A 20,763-nucleotide genomic window follows, 5' to 3' on the forward strand; every position below is an offset into this window, starting at 1 on the left:
CACACGATCCCCACAATGAACTCCTATCCTGCGTAGGAGTTGTTGCGGTCAGGTCGCGAACGGGATGTGAGGCTATGTCGAAACCCAAGGGCAGCGGTCGAGGTTCGGCGACGTCACGTGGTCGCCGCAGCAGGCCGGTGGTCATCCAGCGGCGTCCGGTGCCCTGGGGCACCGTCGCGGCCGTGCTGGCGGTGCTGGTCTTCGCTGGTGGCGTGTTCGGCTACGCCTGGATCCAGTCCGCCGATCAGGCGGCCAAGGACGAGGCGCTGGCGCAGTGGACACCGTCGGAGACCAACAAGGACCCCTCGGCCCAGATCGCCGGGGTGCAGCGGCAGGAGTACAAGGGCGGCAAGCACGTCGAGGCGACCCAGCGGGTGGCCTACGAGCAGACCCCGCCCGCGGGCGGCGCGCACGACGGGTTCTGGGCGGCCTGCAACGGCGTGGTCTACCCCAAGCCGGTGCGCTCGGAGAACTTCGTGCACTCCCTGGAGCACGGCGCGGTCTGGATCACCTACAACCCCGAGCAGATCAAGGGCGACCAGCTGGAGAAGCTGAGCGCCCGCGTGCAGGGTCAGCAGTACCTGGCCCTCTCGCCGTTCCCCGGCTTGGACAAGCCGGTTTCGTTGCAGTCCTGGGGGCATCAGCTCAAGGTGGACAGCGTTGAGGACGAGCGGATCGAGCAGTTCATCCGCTCGCTGCGGCGCAACCAGTACACCCACCCGGAGAACGGCGCCTCCTGCGACACCATGGGCGCCGGACGCTTCGACCCGGACAACCCGCCGCCCTTCGATCCGGCCCCGCCCGGTCCGGGTGCGGTCGCGGCCCGGGAGCCCGCCGAGGGAGAACAGCCCGATCCGCCCACGACCTCGGCCGGCAGGTGAGCGTGTCAGAGGACCTTCGACCCGGCCGTGGCCTGCGCATCGGGCTGGGTGTCGCGCTGTTGCTGGCCGTGGCGTTGCTGGTGGGTGCGGGGGTACTGCTGTCGCGTCCCGGTGGCGCCTCGGTGCCGGTGCCGGCGGCCGACTCGGTGGATGTCGGCTTCGCCCAGGACATGAGCGTGCACCACCAGCAGGCGGCGGAGATGGCCGCGATCGCACGGCAGCGCAGTCCGGAGGAGACCGTGCGGCAACTCGCCTTCGATATCGAGACCAGCCAGCTCACCCAGATCGGGCGCATGTCGGGCTGGCTGAGCCTGTGGAACCAACCGGAGCTGCCGCCAGGGTCGCTCATGCGCTGGATGGCCAGCGGCGCCGGCCACGGCCAGCACGGCACATCCAACGCCACCGGCACCACCCGGATGCCGGGGATGGCCACCGCGGAAGAACTGCGGCGCCTGCGGTCGGCCACCGGCCGCGAGTTCGACGTGCTCTTCCTCCAGTTGATGATCCGCCACCACCAGGGTGGCGCGCCGATGCTGGAGGAGGGCGCCGAACGGGCGGGCACGGCGCAGGTGCGCAACCTGGCGCAGCAGATGCTGACGTCTCAGACAGCGGAGGTCGAGACCATGGTGAAGATGCTGGCCACGCGCGGCGGCCAGCCACTGCCGGCGCCGGTGTGACGGTCAGGAGCTGTCGCAGCGAGGTTGCTGACCAGCGGCGGCCACAACCGGCGCTTCAGTGCGGGCCCACCATCAACGAGACCACGCAGGGCTCCAAACCCAGCTCCGCCAACCACATCACCACGGCATACCCGGCGGCCAGCGCCGCCACCGGCAGCACCGGCAGCCACCGGCGCGGCCGGCCGCATTCGCCGGTCAGCCGGGCGGCCCGGACGGCCAGCTCGTTGCCAGGAGCGGGATTCGGCGTGGCATCGAGTCCGCCGTGCCGGAACCGGCCGAGCGCGTCCAGGACCACCCCGGCACCGAACCGGCGGGCGGCGACGGCGTCGGCATCCAGTTCGACCAGCAGGGCGATCTCGGTGACCGCGGTGCGGAACAGCGGCACGAACGGGAAAGCCTTGCGCAGTGCGGTGAACACCGCGAGGTAGCGGTGGTGGCCGCGACGGCGGTGCGCTTCCTCGTGCGCCAGCACGGCGTGCAGCTGGCGCTGGGGGAGCGCCTGGACCAGCCCGGTGGTCAGGACCGTGGGACCGGCTCGTCCGGCCAGGCTGAAAGCCAGCGGGCTGCCGTGTGGCACCGTGACGACCTCGCCCGCGCCGGCCAGCGGGGAGGACAACAGGGCCAGTGCGTCCCGGTGGCGGTCCTCGGCCCGGCGGAGCCGTCGACGGTGGCGCAGGCCGATGGTGCCCAGGCGCAGGGCCAGCAGGAGCGCGAGCACGGAGGCGACCCCGTGCAACAGCACCTCGGGTGCGACCAGACCGGCCTCCCGCAGTGCCTGCCAGCAGCGGTGCACCGCCTGCGCCCAGTCGCTGGAACCGGTCACCTCGGGCGCGAGCGCCAAAGCCGCGCCCGCTGGCACCCCGGCCAGCACCACCACCGCTGCCAGCACCCAGCACGCCACGGTTGCCAGCGGCGGCACGCTGTGGCGCAAGAGGCGCAGCACCGGAGAGGCCGTCCAGCCGACGCCGAGCGCGAAGAGGATCAGCAGCAGTCCGAGGGTCACCGTCGCGGGCCCTCGTCATCGAGCGCGCCGCGCAGCACCTTCGACTCCTCGGCCGAGACCGAGCGTGCGAAGTGCAGCAGCACCGCCCCGGAGTCCGGCGACTCGTCGAGCAGTTCGCGCAACAGCTGGGCGGTGCGCTCCTCCCGGCTCTCCGTGGCTTGGTAGCGGAAGGCGCGGCCGTCCTTGACCCGGGTGAGGAAACCCTTGCGGTGCAACTTGTCCAGCACGGTCTGCACCGTGGTGTAGGCGAGCTGGCGCTCCGGCCGCAGCGCCTCCAGCACCTCCCGCACGTTCACCGGCGTACCCGCCGACCACACGGTGTCCATCACCGCCGACTCCAGTTCACCCAGCCCACGCACGGCGCCAGTGTCGCACGGCACACCGGGCTTGCCTGAACTCCTATGTACGATAGTAGTGTGCGCCGGGTGTCCCTCAACCCCCACCGACGAACCATCCGGATGGCCATCCTCGCCTCCGTGTGCGCGCTGGCCGCCACCGTCCCCTCACCCGCGATCGGCGACCCGGAGCCCCCGGCGAACGCCTCGCAGGCCCTGGTGAAGCTCACCGAGCTGAACCGCGAGGCGGTCAAGCTGGCCGAGCAGTGGCACGAGGCCAAGGACCAGCTCGACGCGCGCGGCAAGGACCGCGAGGCCGCACAGGCCCAGCTCACCGAGACCCAGCAGGCCGCCGCGGAGGCCGCGGCCGGGATTGAGAAGTTCCGCACCCGGGTGGACGAGTTCGCCTCGGCCTCCTTCCAGGGTGCTCAGCTCAGCCCGGTGGCCGCGCTGCTGACCAGCCGCTCACCCCAGGACTTCCTGGACAGCATGCTGATCCTGGAGACCCTCTCCGGCCAGCAGCGCGACGCGCTGGAGGGCCTGCGCGCCGCGCAGCAACAGGCCCAGGCCGCACAGGCGCGCGCCGAAGAGGCGCGGTCGAAGGCGGGCAAGGCCGAGCAGGAGGCCGGTGCGCTGGCCGGTGAGCTGGAGCGCCGCAAATCTGAGATGGACCGCAAGGTCACCGAGGCCAAGGCCCAGCTGGACCGGCTCTCGGCCGGCGACCGCGGCCGTCTCACCGGCGGCGGCCAGACCAACTACACCGTCAACGACGTCCCCAGCGGGATGGCCCAGCAGGCGATGCAGAAGGCGCTGACCCGCCAGGGCAAGCCGTATGTCTGGGGCGCGACCGGCCCGGACACCTTCGACTGCTCCGGCCTGCTGTACTGGTCCTTCAAGCAGATCGGCGTCACCCTGCCCCGCTCCAGCAAGGACCAGGCCCGCGTCGGCACCGCGGTCTCCCGCGACCAGCTGCGCCCCGGCGACTTCGTCGCCTTCTACTCCCCGGTCGGGCACATCGGCATCTACGTCGGCAACGGCAAGATGGTGCATGCTCCGCAGGGCGGCGACGTGGTCAAGGTCTCGCCGGTGAACTGGAAGGACGTGACCGCCACCCGCAGGCTCGGCTGACCCGGCAACAAACCTGTAGTTTCCGCGCCGAATTAGGCATTTCCGAGCCCTCGGCGCAGCGACGCTGTCCGCGCACACGTTCTGCAGGTGCCGTATGGACGGGCGCGGTCGTGTGCGTAGCAACCGGTGCATCGCTGCCGCGCCAGTATCAGGCCCCAGCCCATACAACCTTGGCAGGTGTCGGCAGCCTTTGCGGTCGACGAGCGCTTCATGCTGGCGGTAGCGATCGACCGTCACGTCGTCGCGGCGTCACCGTCGGCTGTGTCACGTTGGCGTTGCCTGTCGCCGCCCGTCGCCCGGTGTCGCGTGTGGACAGTGCGAAGGCGTTCGGCTCCGGTGTCATGATCTCTTCGAGGCCGCAGTCCGGCACCGCGCAGAGGACGCCTGGCGCAAACCTTCCCGCCGAAGACCAGTTACGGGACAACCTTCAGGTGACCGTTTCTGTTCGCATACTGGTCTGCCGCGACCGGGGTCGGCACGTGGGATACGAGTCGCGGTTGGAGTTGATGGGGTTGCTGTTCGTCGGTACGGACCCGGCCGTGGCGTGTATTGTGGCACGCCCCTTTCGGATGGTCGTCGAGATCAAAGCAAGCAGCGCTAACAGTTTGTCCCCAACTGAGCGCTTGTCGTCGGTACGGGACCGCCTGGCCGGAGGCCGGCTGGGGTTGGGACCGCGGTTCATTGGTGTGGGATGGGAATGCCCGCGGCGCGCAGTTTGGCCTCGACGAGCGCGTTCAGCCGTGTCCAGGCCGGTGCGTGATCTTCGAGGTGGTGGTTGATCAACCCGTATCGGGTGGCGGCGTCGGGCTCGGGCTGGTAGGCCGTCGGCGTCGCCAGCAGTTCGCGGTTGGCCAGCAGGTTGTCGGCCAGCGCGGACGCCAGCTCGTCGATCCGAGGGTCGTTCGGATCCCAGGACCGCGCGTTCCAGCCTCGTTTGGTCAGGTCGGCGAGCTCGGGATCGTCGAATCGGTGTTCGAGCTGGGTCAGGAAGATGTCGTACAACTCCGGCGACAGGGTCCTGGCCAGCACCAGGGCTTCCCGTTGGCTGGCCACGTAGTCGGGGTCGAATCCGAGATCGGTGAAGCGGTCCAGGATCGTCCGTGCACGGTCGGGAAGCAGGAGCCGGTCGCCGTCGGCGAGCTGTCGCAGCGTGTCGCGCCGGGCGATCAGGTCGGCGATCCGCTCATTGAGGCGCCGTTCGACGTCGGTGAGTGCGGCGGCGAACTGCTCGGCGTCGGCACCGAGCAGCGGCCCGACTTCGGCCAGTGGTACCCCGGCGGCGGCCAGGGTCCGGACCTGGACCAGTCGCAGCAGGTCGGCCGATCCGTACCGTCGGTAGCCAGAGTTGTCGCGTTGTGGTTCGTCGAGCAGTCCGTGCTGGTGGTAGTGCCGCAGGGTCTTCACCGTGACCCCGGCGAATGCCGCCGCCTGGCCGATGGTGACGCCGCGGGCCGTCGTCTCCGTCATCTGCTCAGCCGCCCTCCTGGTTGCGGGCGGCGGTGATCTCGTGCACCACGTCGGCGACGGTCCGAGATCCGCGCCGGGAGGCGGTCATGGTCAGCGCGGTGTCGTGGACCGGCACCATGCTCACCCAGGTCGAGGTGACCGCGTTGGTCGAGGGAGCCATGCGAGGAGTGTGAAGCCTGACCCGAGGTCAAGGTCAACCCGCCCTACCCCTCCCGCCGGTCGGTCACGGCGGGTTGGTTCAGGGCATGGCGGTCCTGGGCCACCGCGGTCGCCCCCGCTCGTCCCGCGGACCGCGACCTCCTCACGGATGGCGCGGCCGAGGCTGGACCTGCTTTGCACCACCCGACACCACCGTCGCGAGTCACGAGGCACACACTGCGGCCGAGCAGGCAAACCCCTTGGTCGACGCCCCCGGAATGGTCGACTGGTCTTACCTGCTCGGCCGGGTCCCGTCGTGCGTCACCTGAGGCACGACGGGAAAGGTGTCCGGACCAGAGGGCTCAGGCCGCGTCGACCGAGCCTGCTGGGCCCGTCAGCCCGCGGCCTGCCCGCCGCAGAACACCGCCTTGAGGAGCTTGTCCAGCGCCTTCGGGTATTGCTCTACCAGATCGATTTCGGTGTTTCCGCCGGTCAACGAGGCGATCAGGGTCTTGCTCCCGTCGGGCGTGCTGTACATCAGCACCCCGTAGCCGATGGTGTTGCCGTTGTGGAGATAGAGAGTGCCGCCGCACGGGCCAGTGCCCTGCACAACCCCCAGGCCGAAGCCGCTCTTCGGGTGTGGCCTGCGCATCTCGGCCAGCAGCGGGGCCGGCAGGAGCTTGCCGCTCATCAGCGCGGAGAAGAACGCCTGGAGATCCTGGGTGGTCGAGATCATGTCACCGGCGGCGAACACCAAAGAGGGGTTCTGGCGGGTGACGTCGACCGTCTTCGGTTGGCCGGCGTCCTGGTAGTGGTAGTAGCCGTGGGAGTGCGGCCCGGAGATCCCCGTCCGGGTGCCCGGCACCTCGGTGCCCGACAGCCCGAGCGGCCGTGGCTGCTGAGGGGCCCCGGCCGGCGATCGCAGGATCCGCCGCTGCATCTCCTCGGCGTAGGAGCGGCCGGTGACGTTCTCGATCAGCAGTGCGGCCAGCACGTAGTTGGTGTTGGAGTAGTTCCAGTCGTCCCCCGGCGTGAACAGTGGCCCCCTAGCCAACGCGAACCGCACCAGCTCCTCGGGCTGGTAGGTGTGGAACCGGTTGTCCACCCATTCCTGGCCCGTCGAGGGCAGCCCCGGCATAGGCTTCCCCTTGTAGTAGTCGCCGGTGTAATTGAACAGCCCGCTGGTGTGCTGCAGCAGCATCCGTACCGTGATCCCCTCGTCCAGCTTGAACTGCGGCAGGTACCCGGCCACCGGGGCGTCCAGTCCGACCTTGCCCTCGGCTACCAGTTGCAGTACCACGGTCGCGACGAAGGTCTTGGTGTTGCTCCCGATCCGGAACCGCCCGTTCGTCGGCGGTTCCGCGGTCTCGCCCAGCTTGCGCACCCCTGCGCTGCCCACCCACTCGCCCCGCTGATCACGCACGCGCAACTGCATCCCGGCGATACCGGCATCGACGAACGTCTGCATCGCCTCCCGCAGCTCCGGGCGACCCTGCTCGGCAGCCGCTTCCGGCACCGCCGCGTTGCCCGGAGCGGCCATCCCGGGCGTAGCCGCCCCGAACAGCAGCGAGACAACCAGCGCCGGTACCGCCGCTCGCCGCACGACCCGCGGCATCCGCACCCTCTTCTGGAACCCGCCGACCGAGGCAGCCAGCCACGCCGTGGAAGTGATGTTGTTCCTCATGCGGCCAGCCTCCAGCCCGCCCTAGGGGCGGGGTCAACACCTTCGGCCGCAGTACCCGAAACGTGCACAACTGTTCAACATCCGGCCCTGCCGCTGACCGGATGCCGCTGACCGGAAGAGCACCGCGACGCACGCTCATTCCGCAGACCGGGTCACGCCACGCAGGACAGCGAGTGCTCAAGTAGCGCGTCCATGAACGAACCCGGTGCACGAGGCGTCCGTCGCGGCCTGACCCTGCTGCTCGCCACGGCCGTTCTGGCGCTGGCCACGGCGCCGGGCGCGTGGGCGCACGACCAGCTGGTGGGGCCCACGCCGAAGGACAAGTCCACTGTGGACAAGCCGTTGACCGAGGTGCGGTTTCAGTTCTCCGCCAAGGTCAACCCGTCCTTCGGCGTGGCCACCGTGACCGAGCCGGACGGCAACCGGTGGGAGTCCGGGGAGATCAAGACCGCCGGGACCACCCTCATCGTCCCGCTGCGGCCGGTCACCAAGGCTGGTGGCTACACGGTGGGCTACCGGGTCGTCTCCTCCGACGGCCACCCCATCACCGGCAAGATCGCATTCGAGGTCCTGCCGGCCGCGCTGGCGGCCACCGAGCCCCCAGTCACATCCAGTGCCGCGGCTTCCTCGGCGTCCAGTTCCACTCCAGTGCCGAGTTCCACGCCCGCGGCCGCGCCCGCCGAGGACGGCGACACCGGCTGGATCACCTGGCTGGTGCTGGGCGCGGTCGTGCTGGCCGCGACGGTCGCGGCGGCGTTCGTGCTGCGGCGCGTTCGCCGCCCGTAGACCTGCCGGGCTCAGCCGAAGCGGCCCACACGCGGCAGGAAGCGGCCGACGCGCCTGCCGTAGTCCACATAGGACTTGCCGTGGACGCGCTTGAGGTGTGGTTCCTCCACGATCCGGACCTGGAGCTGGATCGCGGTCACCAGCGCGGCCAAGGCGAGCAGGGCGATCACGTTGGGCGCCAGCAGGGTCAGCCCCGCGGCGGTGGCGGTCATCGCGGTGAAGATCGGGTTGCGGGCGAGTCGGAACGGCCCGCCGGTGACCAGTTCGGTGCGCTCGTCGCGGTCGACCCCGACCCGCCAGGACGCCCCCATGGCTCCCTGTGCTGCCAGCGTCGCCACGATCCCCGCCACGGCAACCACCCCGCCCACGACGCTGCCGACGACTCCGCCGAAGAGCGCGAGCGGCGCCATCAACCCCCACAGCTGTGCCAGCGGTGCGACCAGGCCGAGCAGGACGGCCACCACGAACAGCACGCCGCCCCACCATTCCGCCGAGCCTGGGCGGCCGCTCACCCCGTGGAAACCGGCCGATCCGGTCCGCCTGCGGTGCAACACCGCCCGCACACCGAAGGCAGCGCCCACAAACCCCAGGTACAGCAGCAAACCCACCGCCGCCGTCGCTCTGTCCACAACGAACCTCCCAGTCGCCCAGGCCAGCAAATCAACACATAGTGAGATGACTATATATAGCAGGCGAGGGTTCGGGCAGGCACGGCTCGGTCCTACCGGCCGAAGGCTCCGCCCTGGATGAGGATGAGCAGGCCGATGCCGATCAGGACGACCGGCAGCAGGATGTGTCCCCAGCGCGACAGCGCCTTGGCGATGGCGGGGCGGGTGGCGAAGTACCGACCGGCAGCCACCCACACCGCGACCAGGGCCAGGAACACGATCACGTGCACACTCATGCCGCCGATGCCCGCGGTGGCGAAGACGGGCACGTAGACGCCGATGTTGTCGCCGCCGTTGGCGAGGGTGACCGCGGCTACCTCCAGGACCTTCGGTCCGCTGTCCCTGCCGCCCTGCACCTCGTCGGAGTCGTGGCGGTGCCGCCACGCCTGGACCGCGGCTTTGACGCCGAGCGCGAGCGGGAGCAGCCCGAGGTAGGGCACGACGGTGTCCGGCAGGAAGGTGGCGCCGAATGCCGCGGCCACGGCGCCGGCGAGGATGGCCGCGAAGCCGAGGTACTGGCCGGCGGTGATGGCGCGGGTCGTCCCCCGGCGCCCGGCTCCCTGGGCGAAGAACAGGGCCATGATCAGGATGTCGTCGATGTTGGTGACGGCGAACAGGACCGCCGCCTGACCGATGAGGCCCAGGTTCACGGCCGACCCGCCTCCTCGACGGCGGACTGCTCCCGGCCGCGGTGGTCGGCGGCGCCAGGGCAGGTGTGAGGGTGGTGGCGTTGCGGGTGCACCGCGACATTGTGTCGATCTTCCTGGTGGCTCGGTGCGGTGCTTGGTCGGAGGGGTGCTCGGCACCGCGTGCGCAGAGGTGTCACACCGTGAGACCAACGCCCTAACAAATGTTGAGATGTTTGATCCGGAAGTCTGTCGGCTCATATCAACGGCTGTTAGGTTGTCGATGTGAGCGCTGCACGTGATGACGACTGTGACCTGCTGTGTCTGGACCTGCCGCACGCGGAGGAGATCCGGGCCGGGCTGCCCGAGCTGCCCGCGGTGGAGCCGGCCGCCGCGGCCGCGCGGGCGCTGGGGGATCCGACCCGGCTGACCATGGCCGCCGCGCTGTACTCCGGCGGCGAGCTGTGCGTGTGCGACCTGTCCTGGGTGGTCGGGCAGGCACAGAACCTGACCTCGCACCACCTGCGGCAGCTCAAGTACGCCGGGATGGTCGCCTCCCGCCGGGACGGCCGCCTGGTCATGTACGCCCTCACCGAGCGCGGCCGCCTGCTGGTCAGCGCGGTGCTCGGCGAGCAGGCCACCCCCGCCGTCGTGCCGATCCCGGTGGAGGGCTGAACGGTGTCCGACGCGTGCTGCGGACCCCAGGAATCGGCGCCCGCACCGGCAGGTAGCGGTGTCGAGCCGGACCACGGCCCCACCCGGTTGTGGCAGGTCCGTGAACTCCAGTTGGCTGCCTTGGCTGCGGTCCTGCTGGCCACCGGCTGGCTGATCGGGGACAACCTGATCGGCACCGGGCTGGAGCTGGCCTCGGCCGTGGCCGGCGCCGCCACGTTCGTCCCCGGCGCGGTGCGCAACCTGCTGCGCGGCCGGATCGGCGTCGGCACCCTGATGACCATCGCCGCGATCGGCGCGGTCGCGCTCGGCCAGATCACCGAGGCCGCCCTGCTCGGCGTGCTGTTCTCCATCGCCGAGGGCCTGGAGCACTACGCCATCGTCCGGACCCGCCGCGGCCTGCGCGCCCTGCTCGCTCTCGTGCCGCCGACCGCCTCGGTGCTGCGCGAGGGCACGGAGATCCAGGTGGCGCCGGACGAGCTCGTGCTCGGCGACCGGATGCTGCTGCGGCCCGGCGCCCGCGCGGCCACCGACGGGGTGATCCGTGCCGGGCGCACCAGCCTGGACCTCTCCGCGATCACCGGCGAGTCGGTGCCGGTGGAGGCCGGACTGGGCGATGTGGTGCACGCCGGGGCCATCAATGGCGGCGGTGCCATCGAAGTGGAGGTCACCGCCCTGGCTGCGGACTCCTCGCTGGCCCGGATCGTGCACATCGTCGAGCAGGCCCAGGACCGCAAGGGCAGCGGGCAGCGGCTGGCCGACCGCATCGCCCGGCCACTGGTGCCCGCGATCATGATCCTGGCCGCGCTGATCGCCGGGCTCGGCGCGCTGCTGGGCGACCCGTTGGTCTGGTTGGAACGGGCGCTGGTGGTCCTGGTCGCGGCCTCGCCGTGCGCGCTGGCCATCTCCATCCCGCTCACCGTGGTCGCCGCGGTCGGCGCGGCCAGCCGCCAGGGCGCGCTGGTCAAGGGCGGGGCCGCGCTGGAGGAACTGGGCCGCATCGGCGTGGTCGCGCTCGACAAGACCGGCACCCTCACCCGCAACGCTCCACGCGTAGTGGACGTGTGCCCCGCCGGCAATGCCACCCGCGAGGAGGTGCTGGCCGCGGCGGCCGCGCTGGAGGCCCGCAGCGAACACCCGCTGGCCCGCGCGATCCTGGCCGCCGCCGCCACCGTGCCCGCCGCCACCGACGTCACCGCGGTTCCCGGCCACGGCCTGCACGGTGTGCTCGACGGCACGGCCCTGCGCTTGGGCAAGCCCGGCTGGATCACCGTCGGCCCGCTGCACGCCGAGGTCGAGCGACTCCAGGAAGCCGGAGCCACCGTCGTGCTCATCGAACGCGACGGCGACCTGCTCGGTGCGATCGCCGTGCGCGACGAGCTCCGTCCGGAAGCCCCTGAGGTCATCGCCCAACTGCGCGAGCTCGGGGTCGAGGTCGCCATGTTCACCGGCGACAACGCCCGCACCGCGACCGCCCTGGCCGCCGAGGCCGGGATCAGCACCGTGCGCGCCGACCTGCGGCCCGAGGACAAGGCCGCTCTGGTGGAACGGCTGCGCGGTGGCCGCCGTATCGCCATGGTCGGCGACGGCGTCAACGACGCCCCCGCGCTGGCCACCGCCGAGGTCGGCATCGCCATGGGCGCCATGGGCACCGACGTGGCCATCGAGACCGCTGACGTCGCGCTGATGGGGGAGGACCTACGGCACCTCCCGCAACTGCTCGCCCACGCCCGGCACGCCCGGCGGGTCATGCTGCAGAACGTCGGGCTGTCCCTAGCCATCATCGGGGTGTTGATTCCGTTGGCCGCCTTCGGTGTCCTCGGTCTGGCGGCCGTGGTGTTCGTGCACGAGCTGGCCGAGGTGCTGGTCATCCTCAACGCCATCCGCGCCGCGCGCACGAAGCCGCTGCCCGGCGTCACCGCCGCCGTCGCGGCCACGCCGGCGGCGCTGTCTCTGGCAGTGGCCGGTGGCGGGAACCAGCAGGGCGGCTCGGGTTGCTGCGAGGTGTGCTGAGCCCGGATGCGGTCCATCAGGCTCACCAGCGTGCACGACAGGCGAAGGGGCGTGATGTTCACGCGAGCGAGACTCGCGCGCGCCATCGCCGTCCTCGGCGTGCTGGTGGGCCTGGTCCTCATGCAGGACACCGCCTGCGCCGAGGACACCCACTCTCCCGGCTGCCACTCCCTGTACTCCGTGGCGGTGCTGGTGGCCGACGACTGCGCCGCCGAGGCGCCGGGCTCGACGCTCTTCGCACCCCTGCACGGACCGGACGACCACACCGAGCTGCTCGGCGCCTGCCTGACGATGCTGGTGGCCGTGTTGCTCGCGCTGGCCGCCGCGTCCGGTCCGCGCGCGCTGAAGACGACGCCGGCCCGCCCATGGACTCCACGCTCGATCGCACGGCGCCACCGCCCGGCACCCAGTCTCGCCCTGCTCTGCGTGCTGCGCACGTAGGCCGACCCGCCCGCACCCCGCCACGAGGTCCCGACGACCCCGTGCGCCCGCGCGTATTCGCCCTCGTCCGCAAGCAGCCAGACCCAAGGGACACCCATGACCGCCAACACCAGGATCTCGCTCAACATCATCGCGGTCGCCGCCGCGGTGATCGCCGCCCTGTTCCTGCTCAACCGCCCGGACACCCCGGCTCCCGCCGCCCAGCCCGGTCCGCAGGGCAGGCCGCCCACCATGCCCGCCGAGGTGCTCGTCCGCCCGGACAGCCACAAACTCTCCACCGCCCCCGACGGCAAGGTCACCGTCGTGGAGTTCCTCGACCTGGAGTGCGAGGCCTGCCGCGCGGCCTTGCCCGGCGTGGAGCGGCTGCGCGCGGAGCCGGACAGCCGGAGGGACGAGGTGGACGCGATCATCCTGGCCACCGACTACCGGCCTGATGTGGCTTACCTGGAGCCGCTGGGAGCGGTTGACGGGGATGGGCGCCCGCGGCACCGTGCGGGGGTCTCGACGGTGCATCCGGGGCTGGGGTTCGTGGGGCTGGAGCTTCAGTGGAGTCGCGCTTCGGTGAGCCTGCACGGTGTGGGGGCCCATGCGGGCTTCGTCGTCAGCCGCCTGGTCCGCCGCGGAGCCGTTGTTCGTCAAGCCTGAAACTCTCGCCCGGCCAGGACGACACGTCCTAGCCGAGGCGGGCATGCGGAGGAGCCTGGCGATTCGGCTGGTCCGTCCAGGTAGCGCTGGAACCTCTGACGTCATACAGGGTGACTGGCCATTGTCTCGGCCCAGGGCAGGGAAGGAGCCGGGATGACCGCGTGGACTGGTGCGGACTTTGCGGGGGCGGTTGCCGCTCGTCGCCGCGGATCTGCCGGCCCGACCAGCGGGGCGACCCGCAGCGTGCGTTTCGCGTTCTACGGCCGGATGTCGACGACGGAGTTCCAGGATGCGCAGACATCGCGCGCGTGGCAGCGGGCCGTGTCGGATGAGCTGGTTGAAGGCGCTGGTGAGGTCGTGGCAGAGTTCTTCGACGAAGGCCGGTCGCGGCGGTGGTCGTGGTGGGACAGGCCAGCGGCGGCGGCGTTGCTGACGGCCGCGGAGCGTCCGGATCGTGAGTTCGACGCGGTCGTGGTGGGGGAGTACGAGCGTGCCTTCGAGGGTGATCAGTTCCGGCCCGTGCTGGGCCGGTTGACCGAGTTGGGTGTGCAGGTGTGGTTGCCCGAGGCCGGTGGCCCGGTGGAGCTGGACAGCCCTGTGCACCAGGCTCTGATGGTGCTGCTGGGCGCTCAGGCCCGCCGCGAGGTCGTGCGAGCCCGGCAGCGGGTGGTGGCAGCTATGAGGGCGCAGACCCGGTTGCAGGGCCGCTTTCTCGGCGGTCGCCCGCCGTATGGGTACCGGCTGGCCGACGCCGGGCCGCACCCGAAGGCCATCCACGCGCGGTGGGGCCGGCGAGTGCACGTGCTGGAACCAGATCCGGTGACCGCGCCGTGGGTGCGGTGGATGTTCGTCCAGCGTGCAGCCGGGCGGTCGGTGGCTTCGCTGGCGAGGGAGTTGAACGAGCGTGGGGTGCCGTGTCCGTCGCGTGTGGACCGGGCGCGGAACCGCCATCGCTCAGGGAAGCGGTGGATTGTGCGGACGGTGGCCGAGATTCTGGACAACCCGCGGTACACCGGCCGCCAGGTATGGAACCGGCAGGGCAGCAAAGGCCACGGCGCTGGTGGACGGGCTGGTGGCAGGGGCTCGGGGAAGGTGAGCGCCAATCCTGTCTGGGAGTGGGAGGTCTCCGAGCGCCTGGCCCACGTCCCGCTGGTGGATGAAGCGGCGTTCGTTGCCATTCAAGGGATCCGGGCTGCGAGGTCCACAAAGGACGGAGATCGGCGGGAGTACGAGTTGGCCGGACTGGTGGTGTGCGGAGTGTGTGATCGCCGGTTGGATGCGCACTGGGTTCACGACCGGCCCGGGTACCGATGTCGCCACGGCTACACCAGCGGAACACCGCGGCCGGTCGGTGTTGCGGGCAACGTCTATGTCCGCGAGGACCGCCTTGTCGAGGCGCTACCTCGCCTGCTCGGGGCCTCCGAGCCAGCGGCGGCTCCGGTGAATGCTGCCGAAGACATTCGCCGTCGCGGGCTGGAGATCGTGTGCAGGGGTCAGCGTTGGCATCTCAGACCGGCAGCGAAACCAGTGGTGGTCGATCCGTCGACCGGACTCAGGCAAGCGGCACTTGAGCTGGACTGGATTCTCAGCGGCGTCGAGGCAGGCAGTTTCGGGCCAGCGGCGATCGAAGGCCAGGGGTCACCAGAGCAACAGGAAGTCGTCGCGCTGTAGAACCCCTACGGACTTTGAGATCCGTGGGGTAATGGAGTGTCCGAGACTTGAACCCGGCAGCGCGAGAAATCTCCCAAATAGTGGGGAATCACGCAGTCAGGATACCTCTTTGCGCTGCGAGGGCGCGACGGCGGCCACCGCCCCTCAGGTGGTGACCGTCTGCTCCTGTAGGTCGTGTGTCGCCGCGCGAACGTGTCGAAGCCGGGTGGGCGGTCGGTGAATCCGGGCGTTCGCCGAGCGACGGGTGCTTGGGCGGTGGCGCTGGCGGTGCACTTCGCGGTGAGTCCCAGCCCACTACGGCTTCAGTGGCAAAACCGGGCGACCGCGAGTGGTGCGTAAGGTCTGTCGCGCTGCTTCCAGGGAAAGCTCGAGCTCCTGCACTTCCCGGAGTGCGCGGAACGTTGGTGCCGGCGAATGCCGCCACGTTGTCGTTCCTGCCATGGAGGACCGCCCGCGCGGGGACGAACTGCACGACTGGCGAGCAACCTGGCGCGTCGTCAGGGCCACCCCGCCTGCGCGGGGACGACCCGACTGCCGACCAGTACTTCCTGACCAAGTCCGGACCAGCCCCGCCTGCGCGGGGACGAAATGCCGTGCCCGGCGGCGTGGTCGGAACGCGCCGGACCACCCTCGCCTGCGCGGGGACGACAACCGGGCGCCGCACATCATCACGGCTGACCCGGGACCATCCCCGCCTGCGCGGGGACGACGGCAACAACCAACCGGCCGGCCAGCGCGGCGTGGGACCAGCCCCGCCTGCGCGGGGACGACGCGCGGTGCGGCGACGGCCCCGTGACCGACCTGGGACCACCCCGCCTGCGCGGGGACGACGACAGCAAGAACCCGGACGGGCCGAAGCTGGTGGGACCACCCCCGCTTGCGTGGGGACGACACTGACCCTGATCACCTACGGCCACCTCGCCCGGGACCACCCCCGCCTGCGCGGGGACGACTACGAGCGCGAGCAGGAAGCCGACTTCACCACCGGACCACCCCCGCCTGCGCGGGGACGACGCCAAGCGTAGGCGCGGCTCAGCACCGGGATGAGGACCATCCCCGCCTGCGCGGGGGCGACGGAGTACCGCAAGGCAGGTGAGCGGTGATGCGGGGACCATCCCCGCCTGCGCGGGGACGACAGCCCGGACGGCTCGACGTCCGGGCATCAGCTGGGGACCATCCCCGCCTGCGCGGGGACGACGGAGACTGAGGTCAACCCGGAAGGGTTCGCGGAGGACCATCCCCGCCTGCGCGGGGACGACAGCCGGGGCTCGATCCGGTTGCGCCCGGCCTCCGGACCATCCCCGCCTGCACGGGGACGACATACACCAGCGCGGCGCACAGCGCCGCGTCGGCGGACCATACCCGCCTGCGCGGGGACGACCCACTCGGCAGGCCCGGCGGGGAGTGTGGTGTGGGACCATCCCCGCCTGCGCGGGGACGACCTGCCGGGAATGACGACGTACCCGGCGTAGGACGGACCATCCCCGCCTGCGCGGGGACGACGCGTCGAGCATGGCCCGGATGCGGTGTTGCCCGGGACCATCCCCGCCTGCGCGGGGACGACTCCAGAAAGGACCGTTCCGTGTCGCGCTCGTCCGGACCATCCCCGCCTGCGCGGGGACGACGCTGCGGAGAAGACGGCGCGGGAGCAGGAGGAGGGACCATCCCCGCCTGCGCGGGGACGACATTGACCCGAAGTACCGCGAGCTGCGCCAGGCCGGACCATCCCCGCCTGCGCGGGGACGACGGTGGGGTGCATGTGGTGTGGCACCCCATGGCCGGACCATCCCCGCCTGCGCGGGGACGACCTGAAGTGCACCAGCGACGAGGTACTGCGGTGGGGACCATCCCCGCCTGCGCGGGGACGACGGCAAACCGATCGCCAGGGTGAACTCCTGCGGGGGACCATCCCCGCCTGCGCGGGGACGACGGCAAACCGATCGCCAGGGTGAACTCCTGCGGGGGACCATCCCCGCCTGCGCGGGGACGACACTTCCTGACCTGCGGTTCTGTGGGTGCTGGAGCGGTTTTTCATTCACTTTCGTCGGGCTGTGGTTCATCGTCGTCCGAAGCGGCGGCGTTTGCTGGCATCGCTCCACCTCGGTCTACCGGCCACCCCCGTCTGCGTAGCCGGCCCTGTTCCTGGAGCGGGGCGGAGCATCAGGTTGATGCCCTCGAAGTCCACCGGGACCCAGTTGTGCTCGTGGACTGTGAACGCCAGCCCCTGCTCGTTGTCAGCCTGGTGCACCATGATCGCCCGCCCGGTGCGCACCATCTCCACCACCCGCACCCACAACAGCTCACGCACCCGCCTGGTGGTGCGCCCGACAAAGACCCCCGGCGAGATCTCCAGCAGCCACCGCGTCAAGTGCCCGCGCAACCCGACCGGGCAAGCCGCGACCACGATCACCGTCACAACTCCTCCCCATAGGCCACCCCGCCGGGCACGACGCGGCCGTTGTCGTCCCAGAGCATCACCACGTCCCCACCGGCGAAGGCCGCATCGTCGAGGGCCTCCGGTCCGTACTCCACCAGCTCCTCCTCCGGGGTCAGCAGCGTCTTGATGTCGCGCACGCAGGACTCCAGGAACGCCCCGCCGCGCATCCGGTCCCGGATCGCGCGGCGGGTGGCCGAGCCGATGTCAGCGACCTCGGCGGCGGCGATGTCGAAGGCCACCGGGATGCTGACCGCGGCTTTGTAGAGGTCGGCGATGTCGTAGACGAAGGACTTGACGTGTCCGGTGTGGACGAACCCGAGCCCGGGGGAACAGCCCAGGGCCACGATCACCGCGTGCACCACCCCGTAGAGGCTGGTGTGCGCTGCGGAGAGTGCCTGGTTGACCGGGGTGCCTGCCTGGAAGTCAGCCGGGTCGTAGTCGCGGCGCTGCCAGTCGATCCCGACCCGGGCGGCATGCTCGCGGTAGGCCCGCCGGACGCGGGCGCCTTCCCGGCCACGCAGCTGCTGCATGGTCAGCCCGCTGGTGTCCTCGCCGGGGAAGCGCATCGCATACATCGCGCGGGCGACCTTCAACCGGGAGGTCCGGTTGGACACCAGCGCCGCTTGGGCCTGCAGCAGGCTGGTGGAGCGGGCCAGGGTGCGGCCGTGGGCGTCGTAGCGCACCCCGTGCTCGCCCACCCACACCGCCGTGGACCCGCTTTCCCCGAGCAGCACCATGGCTTGCTGGCTCACCGTGGTACCGGGGCCCAGCAGCAGCGCGCCAAGGGTGGCCGCCGGGATGTGCACGGTGCCGCGGGCATCGGTGGCGGTGATCGCGTTGTCCTCCCGGTGCACCACGCAGTGCTCCAGGTACAGAAACGACAGCCGGTCCTGGGCGCGGTGCAGCTGGGAAAGCGGGACCGGCTTGGCACCGGGGAGGTCAGCCACGGCGCAGCGGGGCCAGGGTGAGCAGGCCGCAGCCATAGCCCTTGGCCGGGCCGATGCCGCCGATCAGGCTCGCCCGCAACCGATCGGGATCGGTGACCTCCAGCCGGCCCTCGAACACCACAGTGGACAGCGAGACCGTGGCGGACTTGCGGTCGAAACGCACCACCTCCCGTCCGCGGACGGCCACGTCTGGCTCCTTGTGCTCCCCGGCGGGGATGGTGAAGCCGAACTTCTCGGTGCGGGTGAGCAGCCAGTCAGTTTGCTGGGCGACGGTGACGTGGTGGAACCGTTGGGACCGCTGGGCATCGGGGGCTTTGCGGCTGCTGTGCACGGGGTTGGCCTTGAGCCGGAAGCCCCACACCTGCCCGGTGGCCAGGCGGGTGAGCACGGGCTGGTACTCGCGGGTGTCCCAGCCGGTGGTCGTCGGCCAGCCCGCCTGCTCGACCAGGTGGGTCAGATCGGGACGAGTCGGGCTGACGACATAGAGCTGGACCTGGTGCTCGCTCTGATCCAACCTCCACAGCACCCGGCCTTCCGCAACGGCAGGAGTGCTCTGGGGTGGGAATGCGGCTTGGACGGCACCGTGGAGTTTGTGCGGGGAGGCCAGTAGCGCGCGGGCGCCGCGGCGGGCGGGGTTGAGGGCGCAGCGGGTGAAATACATCAGATCGGTTCCTCGAAGACGGCCATCGGATCATGCCCGCCCCCGGCGAACGCGGCCGCGGGGATGGGCGTGGGGGAGCGGTGCAGCGGGTTGGGGACGGTGACCTGGGAGCTCAGCACGGTGCGCCAGTCGTACTGGCGGTGCCGGGGATCGAAGCTGACCGGCTCGTCGCGCACCAGCTCGGCGCGGGGTTCGGTGGCCGGGCAGTCGGCCACGGTGTCCAAGGTGACCATCGGGGCACGGTGCTGCTTCTGCACCCACGGTGAGGCCAGCCACGGCGCTTCGGCCAGCACCTGGGCAAGGTCGCCGTCGTGCATCCCGTGCAGCAGCACCCCGGCGGGCGGGCAGGACCGGCGTCCCAGGTACAGCGGGAACGCCGGTGCCCGCAACGCCTGCTCCACGGTTTCCAGAAGTTGGTCCGGGCCGTGCACGGCCACGGCGAAGACCGCGTCGGCGAGGTAGAAGCGGTAGGACAGCGGCATGGAGATCTGCCCGTCCCGGCTGCGGGCGGTCTGGAAGTCCCGCTCCAGCCGGCCGGGTTGTTCGATGCGGACCCCGATGCGCAGATCCAGCAGCTCTTCCAGGGGGTCGGTGCGGCGGCGGCCGGTGGCGGCGGCCAGCAGCCCGAGCACGCCGCTGCGGCTGGGGGCGCGGTCGGTGTTGCGGCGGGTGAAGCGGCTGCTGGTGCCCCAGGACTGCAACGGCGCGGCCAGCCGCAGCAGCAGGCAGCTCACGAGGAGGCCGCCAGCCGCTGCCCGAGCAGTTCGCCGACCGCGCGGACGGCGGGGTCGAAGGTGGTGTGGGTGGCCAGCTCGGCCAGCGGCGCGATCTTCTTCTCCCCGATGCCGAAAGTCCACGCTGCGACGGGGGTTTCGTCGAAGGCGGTGTGGAGTTCGCGGGCGTGCTCGGCCAGCTTGCCGATCGCGGCGTGCACCCGGCCGTGCTCGGCGTTGTCCTCGACGACTTCCTCAAACGCGCCGACGAGGTTGATCGGCTGGCGTTGGCGGACGATCAGTAGCACGGCATCGGGCAGGGTGCGGTTGGCGAAGGTGTTCTGCTTGCCCGAGGGCATGCTGGTGATGAACGCCCGGGTGAAGGCCTCGGCCGCGCGCACCGCGGCGGTGGCATCACCGAGGTTGTCGCACAGGGCGTCGAGGTCGAGGGCGGCGTAGCGGTAGAGGGTGGAGGAGTTGAACTCCACCGTGCCGATCATCCCCGCCCCGGCGTCTTCGTCGTCGTTGTTCTTCTTGCTGTCATCCACCGCGGTGAAGTAGTCGTACTCGTTGTCCACCGCGTGCACGCTCAGGGCGTGGGCGACCTGGACGGCGGCCTCGACGTTGAGGTCGGTGGCCGAGGCGACCATCCGCCCGAACAGCGCGATGTCCACCGAGTGCTCGCGGTCGGCGCGGGCCTTGGCCTCCTGCTTGTTGATGCTCACCTTCCCGTCGCCGGCCTCGGTGGCGGCGGTGACGGCCAGCTCGGCGAGGGACTCGATCTGGCGGTGGCTGAGGAAGAGCAGAAATTCCGACTCCGGTGCCGCCCCGTCCTTGCGGGCGGCCTTGGTCTTGATGCCGATCGCGGTGAGCACTTCACCTGCGAGGTCTGCGGCCCGCTCGGCCAGTGCGGGTGCTTGCCGGGTGATCTCGGTGGCGAGGACCTCCACGACCTGCCGGGTGCGCATGCCCAGCTCGGAGCGATCCAGGTGCGCGGGGAAGGCCTCGCGGGTGGCGCGTTTCCACGCCTGGCTGGAGACCCGGGCGCGGCGACGGCCGCCGTAGACGGCGGTCTTGGGGCTGCCGGTGTCGTCACGGTTGATGTTGCTCGGCGGCACGCTCTGGATGATGTGCACGTCGAGAATGGTGCGTGGCATAGGGATTGTCCCC

22 protein-coding genes are annotated in these 20,763 nt (G+C 70.9%); 10 read left to right on the forward strand and 12 right to left on the reverse strand.

Features of this window, described 5'->3' with window-relative positions; translation table 11 throughout:
• Positions 1 to 74 precede the first annotated feature (74 nt).
• A complete protein-coding gene (locus N8J89_RS20540) occupies positions 75 to 881 on the forward strand; it encodes a thioredoxin-like domain-containing protein (RefSeq protein WP_283666000.1) in 807 nt (268 codons plus the stop codon).
• A 2-nt stretch (positions 882 to 883) separates the two neighbouring features.
• A complete protein-coding gene (locus N8J89_RS20545) occupies positions 884 to 1,558 on the forward strand; it encodes a DUF305 domain-containing protein (protein WP_283666001.1) in 675 nt (224 codons plus the stop codon).
• A 55-nt stretch (positions 1,559 to 1,613) separates the two neighbouring features.
• Here N8J89_RS20545 and N8J89_RS20550 read toward each other — a convergent pair whose 3' ends face one another.
• Entirely contained in the window at positions 1,614 to 2,561 is a 948-nt protein-coding gene (locus N8J89_RS20550; RefSeq protein WP_283666002.1) for a M56 family metallopeptidase, read from the reverse strand.
• On the reverse strand, positions 2,558 to 2,920 hold the full coding sequence (locus tag N8J89_RS20555) for a BlaI/MecI/CopY family transcriptional regulator (RefSeq protein ID WP_283666003.1): 363 nt from the start codon (positions 2,918 to 2,920) through the stop codon (positions 2,558 to 2,560). Before N8J89_RS20555 ends, N8J89_RS20550 begins: the two co-directional genes overlap by 4 nt.
• Before the next feature lie 66 nt (positions 2,921 to 2,986).
• On the opposite strand from N8J89_RS20555, the gene N8J89_RS20560 reads away from it, so the two are divergent.
• Positions 2,987 to 4,024, forward strand: coding sequence for a C40 family peptidase (locus N8J89_RS20560; RefSeq protein WP_283666004.1), 1,038 nt, complete (start codon positions 2,987 to 2,989; stop codon positions 4,022 to 4,024).
• Positions 4,025 to 4,702: 678 nt separating this feature from the next.
• Here N8J89_RS20560 and N8J89_RS20565 read toward each other — a convergent pair.
• The 3 genes from N8J89_RS20565 to N8J89_RS20575 form a co-directional block, all read right to left on the reverse strand.
• Entirely contained in the window at positions 4,703 to 5,491 is a 789-nt protein-coding gene (locus N8J89_RS20565; protein ID WP_283666005.1) for a MerR family DNA-binding transcriptional regulator, read from the reverse strand.
• A gap of 4 nt (positions 5,492 to 5,495) precedes the next feature.
• Complete coding sequence (locus N8J89_RS20570) at positions 5,496 to 5,651, reverse strand: hypothetical protein (RefSeq protein ID WP_283666006.1); 156 nt, start codon at positions 5,649 to 5,651, stop codon at positions 5,496 to 5,498.
• Between the two features lie 372 nt (positions 5,652 to 6,023).
• Positions 6,024 to 7,313 (reverse strand): serine hydrolase domain-containing protein, encoded by a 1,290-nt coding sequence (locus N8J89_RS20575; protein WP_502868467.1) that lies wholly within the window; start codon positions 7,311 to 7,313, stop codon positions 6,024 to 6,026.
• Between the two features lie 192 nt (positions 7,314 to 7,505).
• Here N8J89_RS20575 and N8J89_RS20580 point away from each other — a divergent pair, with 192 nt between their 5' ends.
• A complete protein-coding gene (locus tag N8J89_RS20580; protein WP_283666007.1) occupies positions 7,506 to 8,099 on the forward strand; it encodes a copper resistance CopC family protein in 594 nt (197 codons plus the stop codon).
• An 11-nt stretch (positions 8,100 to 8,110) separates the two neighbouring features.
• Here N8J89_RS20580 and N8J89_RS20585 read toward each other — a convergent pair whose 3' ends face one another.
• Positions 8,111 to 8,728, reverse strand: coding sequence for a methyltransferase family protein (locus N8J89_RS20585; RefSeq protein ID WP_283666008.1), 618 nt, complete (start codon positions 8,726 to 8,728; stop codon positions 8,111 to 8,113).
• A gap of 92 nt (positions 8,729 to 8,820) precedes the next feature.
• Positions 8,821 to 9,417, reverse strand: coding sequence for a cadmium resistance transporter (locus N8J89_RS20590; RefSeq protein ID WP_283666009.1), 597 nt, complete (start codon positions 9,415 to 9,417; stop codon positions 8,821 to 8,823).
• Between the two features lie 261 nt (positions 9,418 to 9,678).
• On the opposite strand from N8J89_RS20590, the gene N8J89_RS20595 reads away from it, so the two are divergent.
• From N8J89_RS20595 to N8J89_RS41955, 6 genes are all read left to right on the forward strand, one after another.
• Positions 9,679 to 10,068: an ArsR/SmtB family transcription factor gene (locus N8J89_RS20595; RefSeq protein WP_283666010.1), complete on the forward strand. Its 390-nt coding sequence runs from the start codon at positions 9,679 to 9,681 to the stop codon at positions 10,066 to 10,068.
• 3 nt (positions 10,069 to 10,071) lie between these two features.
• Positions 10,072 to 12,078 carry a heavy metal translocating P-type ATPase gene (locus N8J89_RS20600; protein WP_283666011.1) on the forward strand — a complete coding sequence of 669 codons (2,007 nt, stop codon included), beginning with the start codon at positions 10,072 to 10,074 and terminating at the stop codon, positions 12,076 to 12,078.
• A 54-nt stretch (positions 12,079 to 12,132) separates the two neighbouring features.
• Positions 12,133 to 12,519, forward strand: coding sequence for a hypothetical protein (locus N8J89_RS20605; RefSeq protein ID WP_283666012.1), 387 nt, complete (start codon positions 12,133 to 12,135; stop codon positions 12,517 to 12,519).
• 96 nt (positions 12,520 to 12,615) lie between these two features.
• Positions 12,616 to 13,164, forward strand: a complete 549-nt coding sequence (locus tag N8J89_RS20610) for a hypothetical protein (RefSeq protein WP_283666013.1) — start codon at positions 12,616 to 12,618, stop codon at positions 13,162 to 13,164.
• 153 nt (positions 13,165 to 13,317) lie between these two features.
• Complete coding sequence (locus N8J89_RS20615; RefSeq protein ID WP_283666014.1) at positions 13,318 to 14,835, forward strand: recombinase family protein; 1,518 nt, start codon at positions 13,318 to 13,320, stop codon at positions 14,833 to 14,835.
• An 881-nt stretch (positions 14,836 to 15,716) separates the two neighbouring features.
• Positions 15,717 to 15,860 carry a hypothetical protein gene (locus N8J89_RS41955; protein WP_502868468.1) on the forward strand — a complete coding sequence of 48 codons (144 nt, stop codon included), beginning with the start codon at positions 15,717 to 15,719 and terminating at the stop codon, positions 15,858 to 15,860.
• A gap of 1,031 nt (positions 15,861 to 16,891) precedes the next feature.
• Here N8J89_RS41955 and cas2e read toward each other — a convergent pair.
• From cas2e to cas7e, 5 genes are read right to left on the reverse strand one after another with little or no spacing between them, the layout of a single operon-like run.
• The gene (gene cas2e / locus N8J89_RS20620; RefSeq protein ID WP_283666015.1) at positions 16,892 to 17,251 is read right to left on the reverse strand and encodes a type I-E CRISPR-associated endoribonuclease Cas2e; all 360 of its coding nucleotides are present in this window, start codon (positions 17,249 to 17,251) and stop codon (positions 16,892 to 16,894) included.
• On the reverse strand, positions 17,248 to 18,219 hold the full coding sequence (cas1e, locus tag N8J89_RS20625) for a type I-E CRISPR-associated endonuclease Cas1e (protein ID WP_283666016.1): 972 nt from the start codon (positions 18,217 to 18,219) through the stop codon (positions 17,248 to 17,250). The genes cas2e and cas1e overlap by 4 nt, the downstream gene beginning before the upstream one ends.
• Positions 18,212 to 18,880 carry a type I-E CRISPR-associated protein Cas6/Cse3/CasE gene (gene cas6e, locus N8J89_RS20630; RefSeq protein WP_283666017.1) on the reverse strand — a complete coding sequence of 223 codons (669 nt, stop codon included), beginning with the start codon at positions 18,878 to 18,880 and terminating at the stop codon, positions 18,212 to 18,214. Before cas6e ends, cas1e begins: the two co-directional genes overlap by 8 nt.
• Positions 18,880 to 19,614, reverse strand: a complete 735-nt coding sequence (gene cas5e / locus N8J89_RS20635) for a type I-E CRISPR-associated protein Cas5/CasD (protein WP_283666018.1) — start codon at positions 19,612 to 19,614, stop codon at positions 18,880 to 18,882. The genes cas6e and cas5e overlap by 1 nt, the downstream gene beginning before the upstream one ends.
• Positions 19,611 to 20,750: a type I-E CRISPR-associated protein Cas7/Cse4/CasC gene (gene cas7e / locus N8J89_RS20640; RefSeq protein ID WP_283666019.1), complete on the reverse strand. Its 1,140-nt coding sequence runs from the start codon at positions 20,748 to 20,750 to the stop codon at positions 19,611 to 19,613. Before cas7e ends, cas5e begins: the two co-directional genes overlap by 4 nt.
• Positions 20,751 to 20,763 lie beyond the last annotated feature (13 nt).

It is taken from the genome of Crossiella sp. CA-258035, assembly GCF_030064675.1.
In the GTDB taxonomy this organism is placed as follows: Bacteria; Actinomycetota; Actinomycetes; order Mycobacteriales; family Pseudonocardiaceae; genus Crossiella.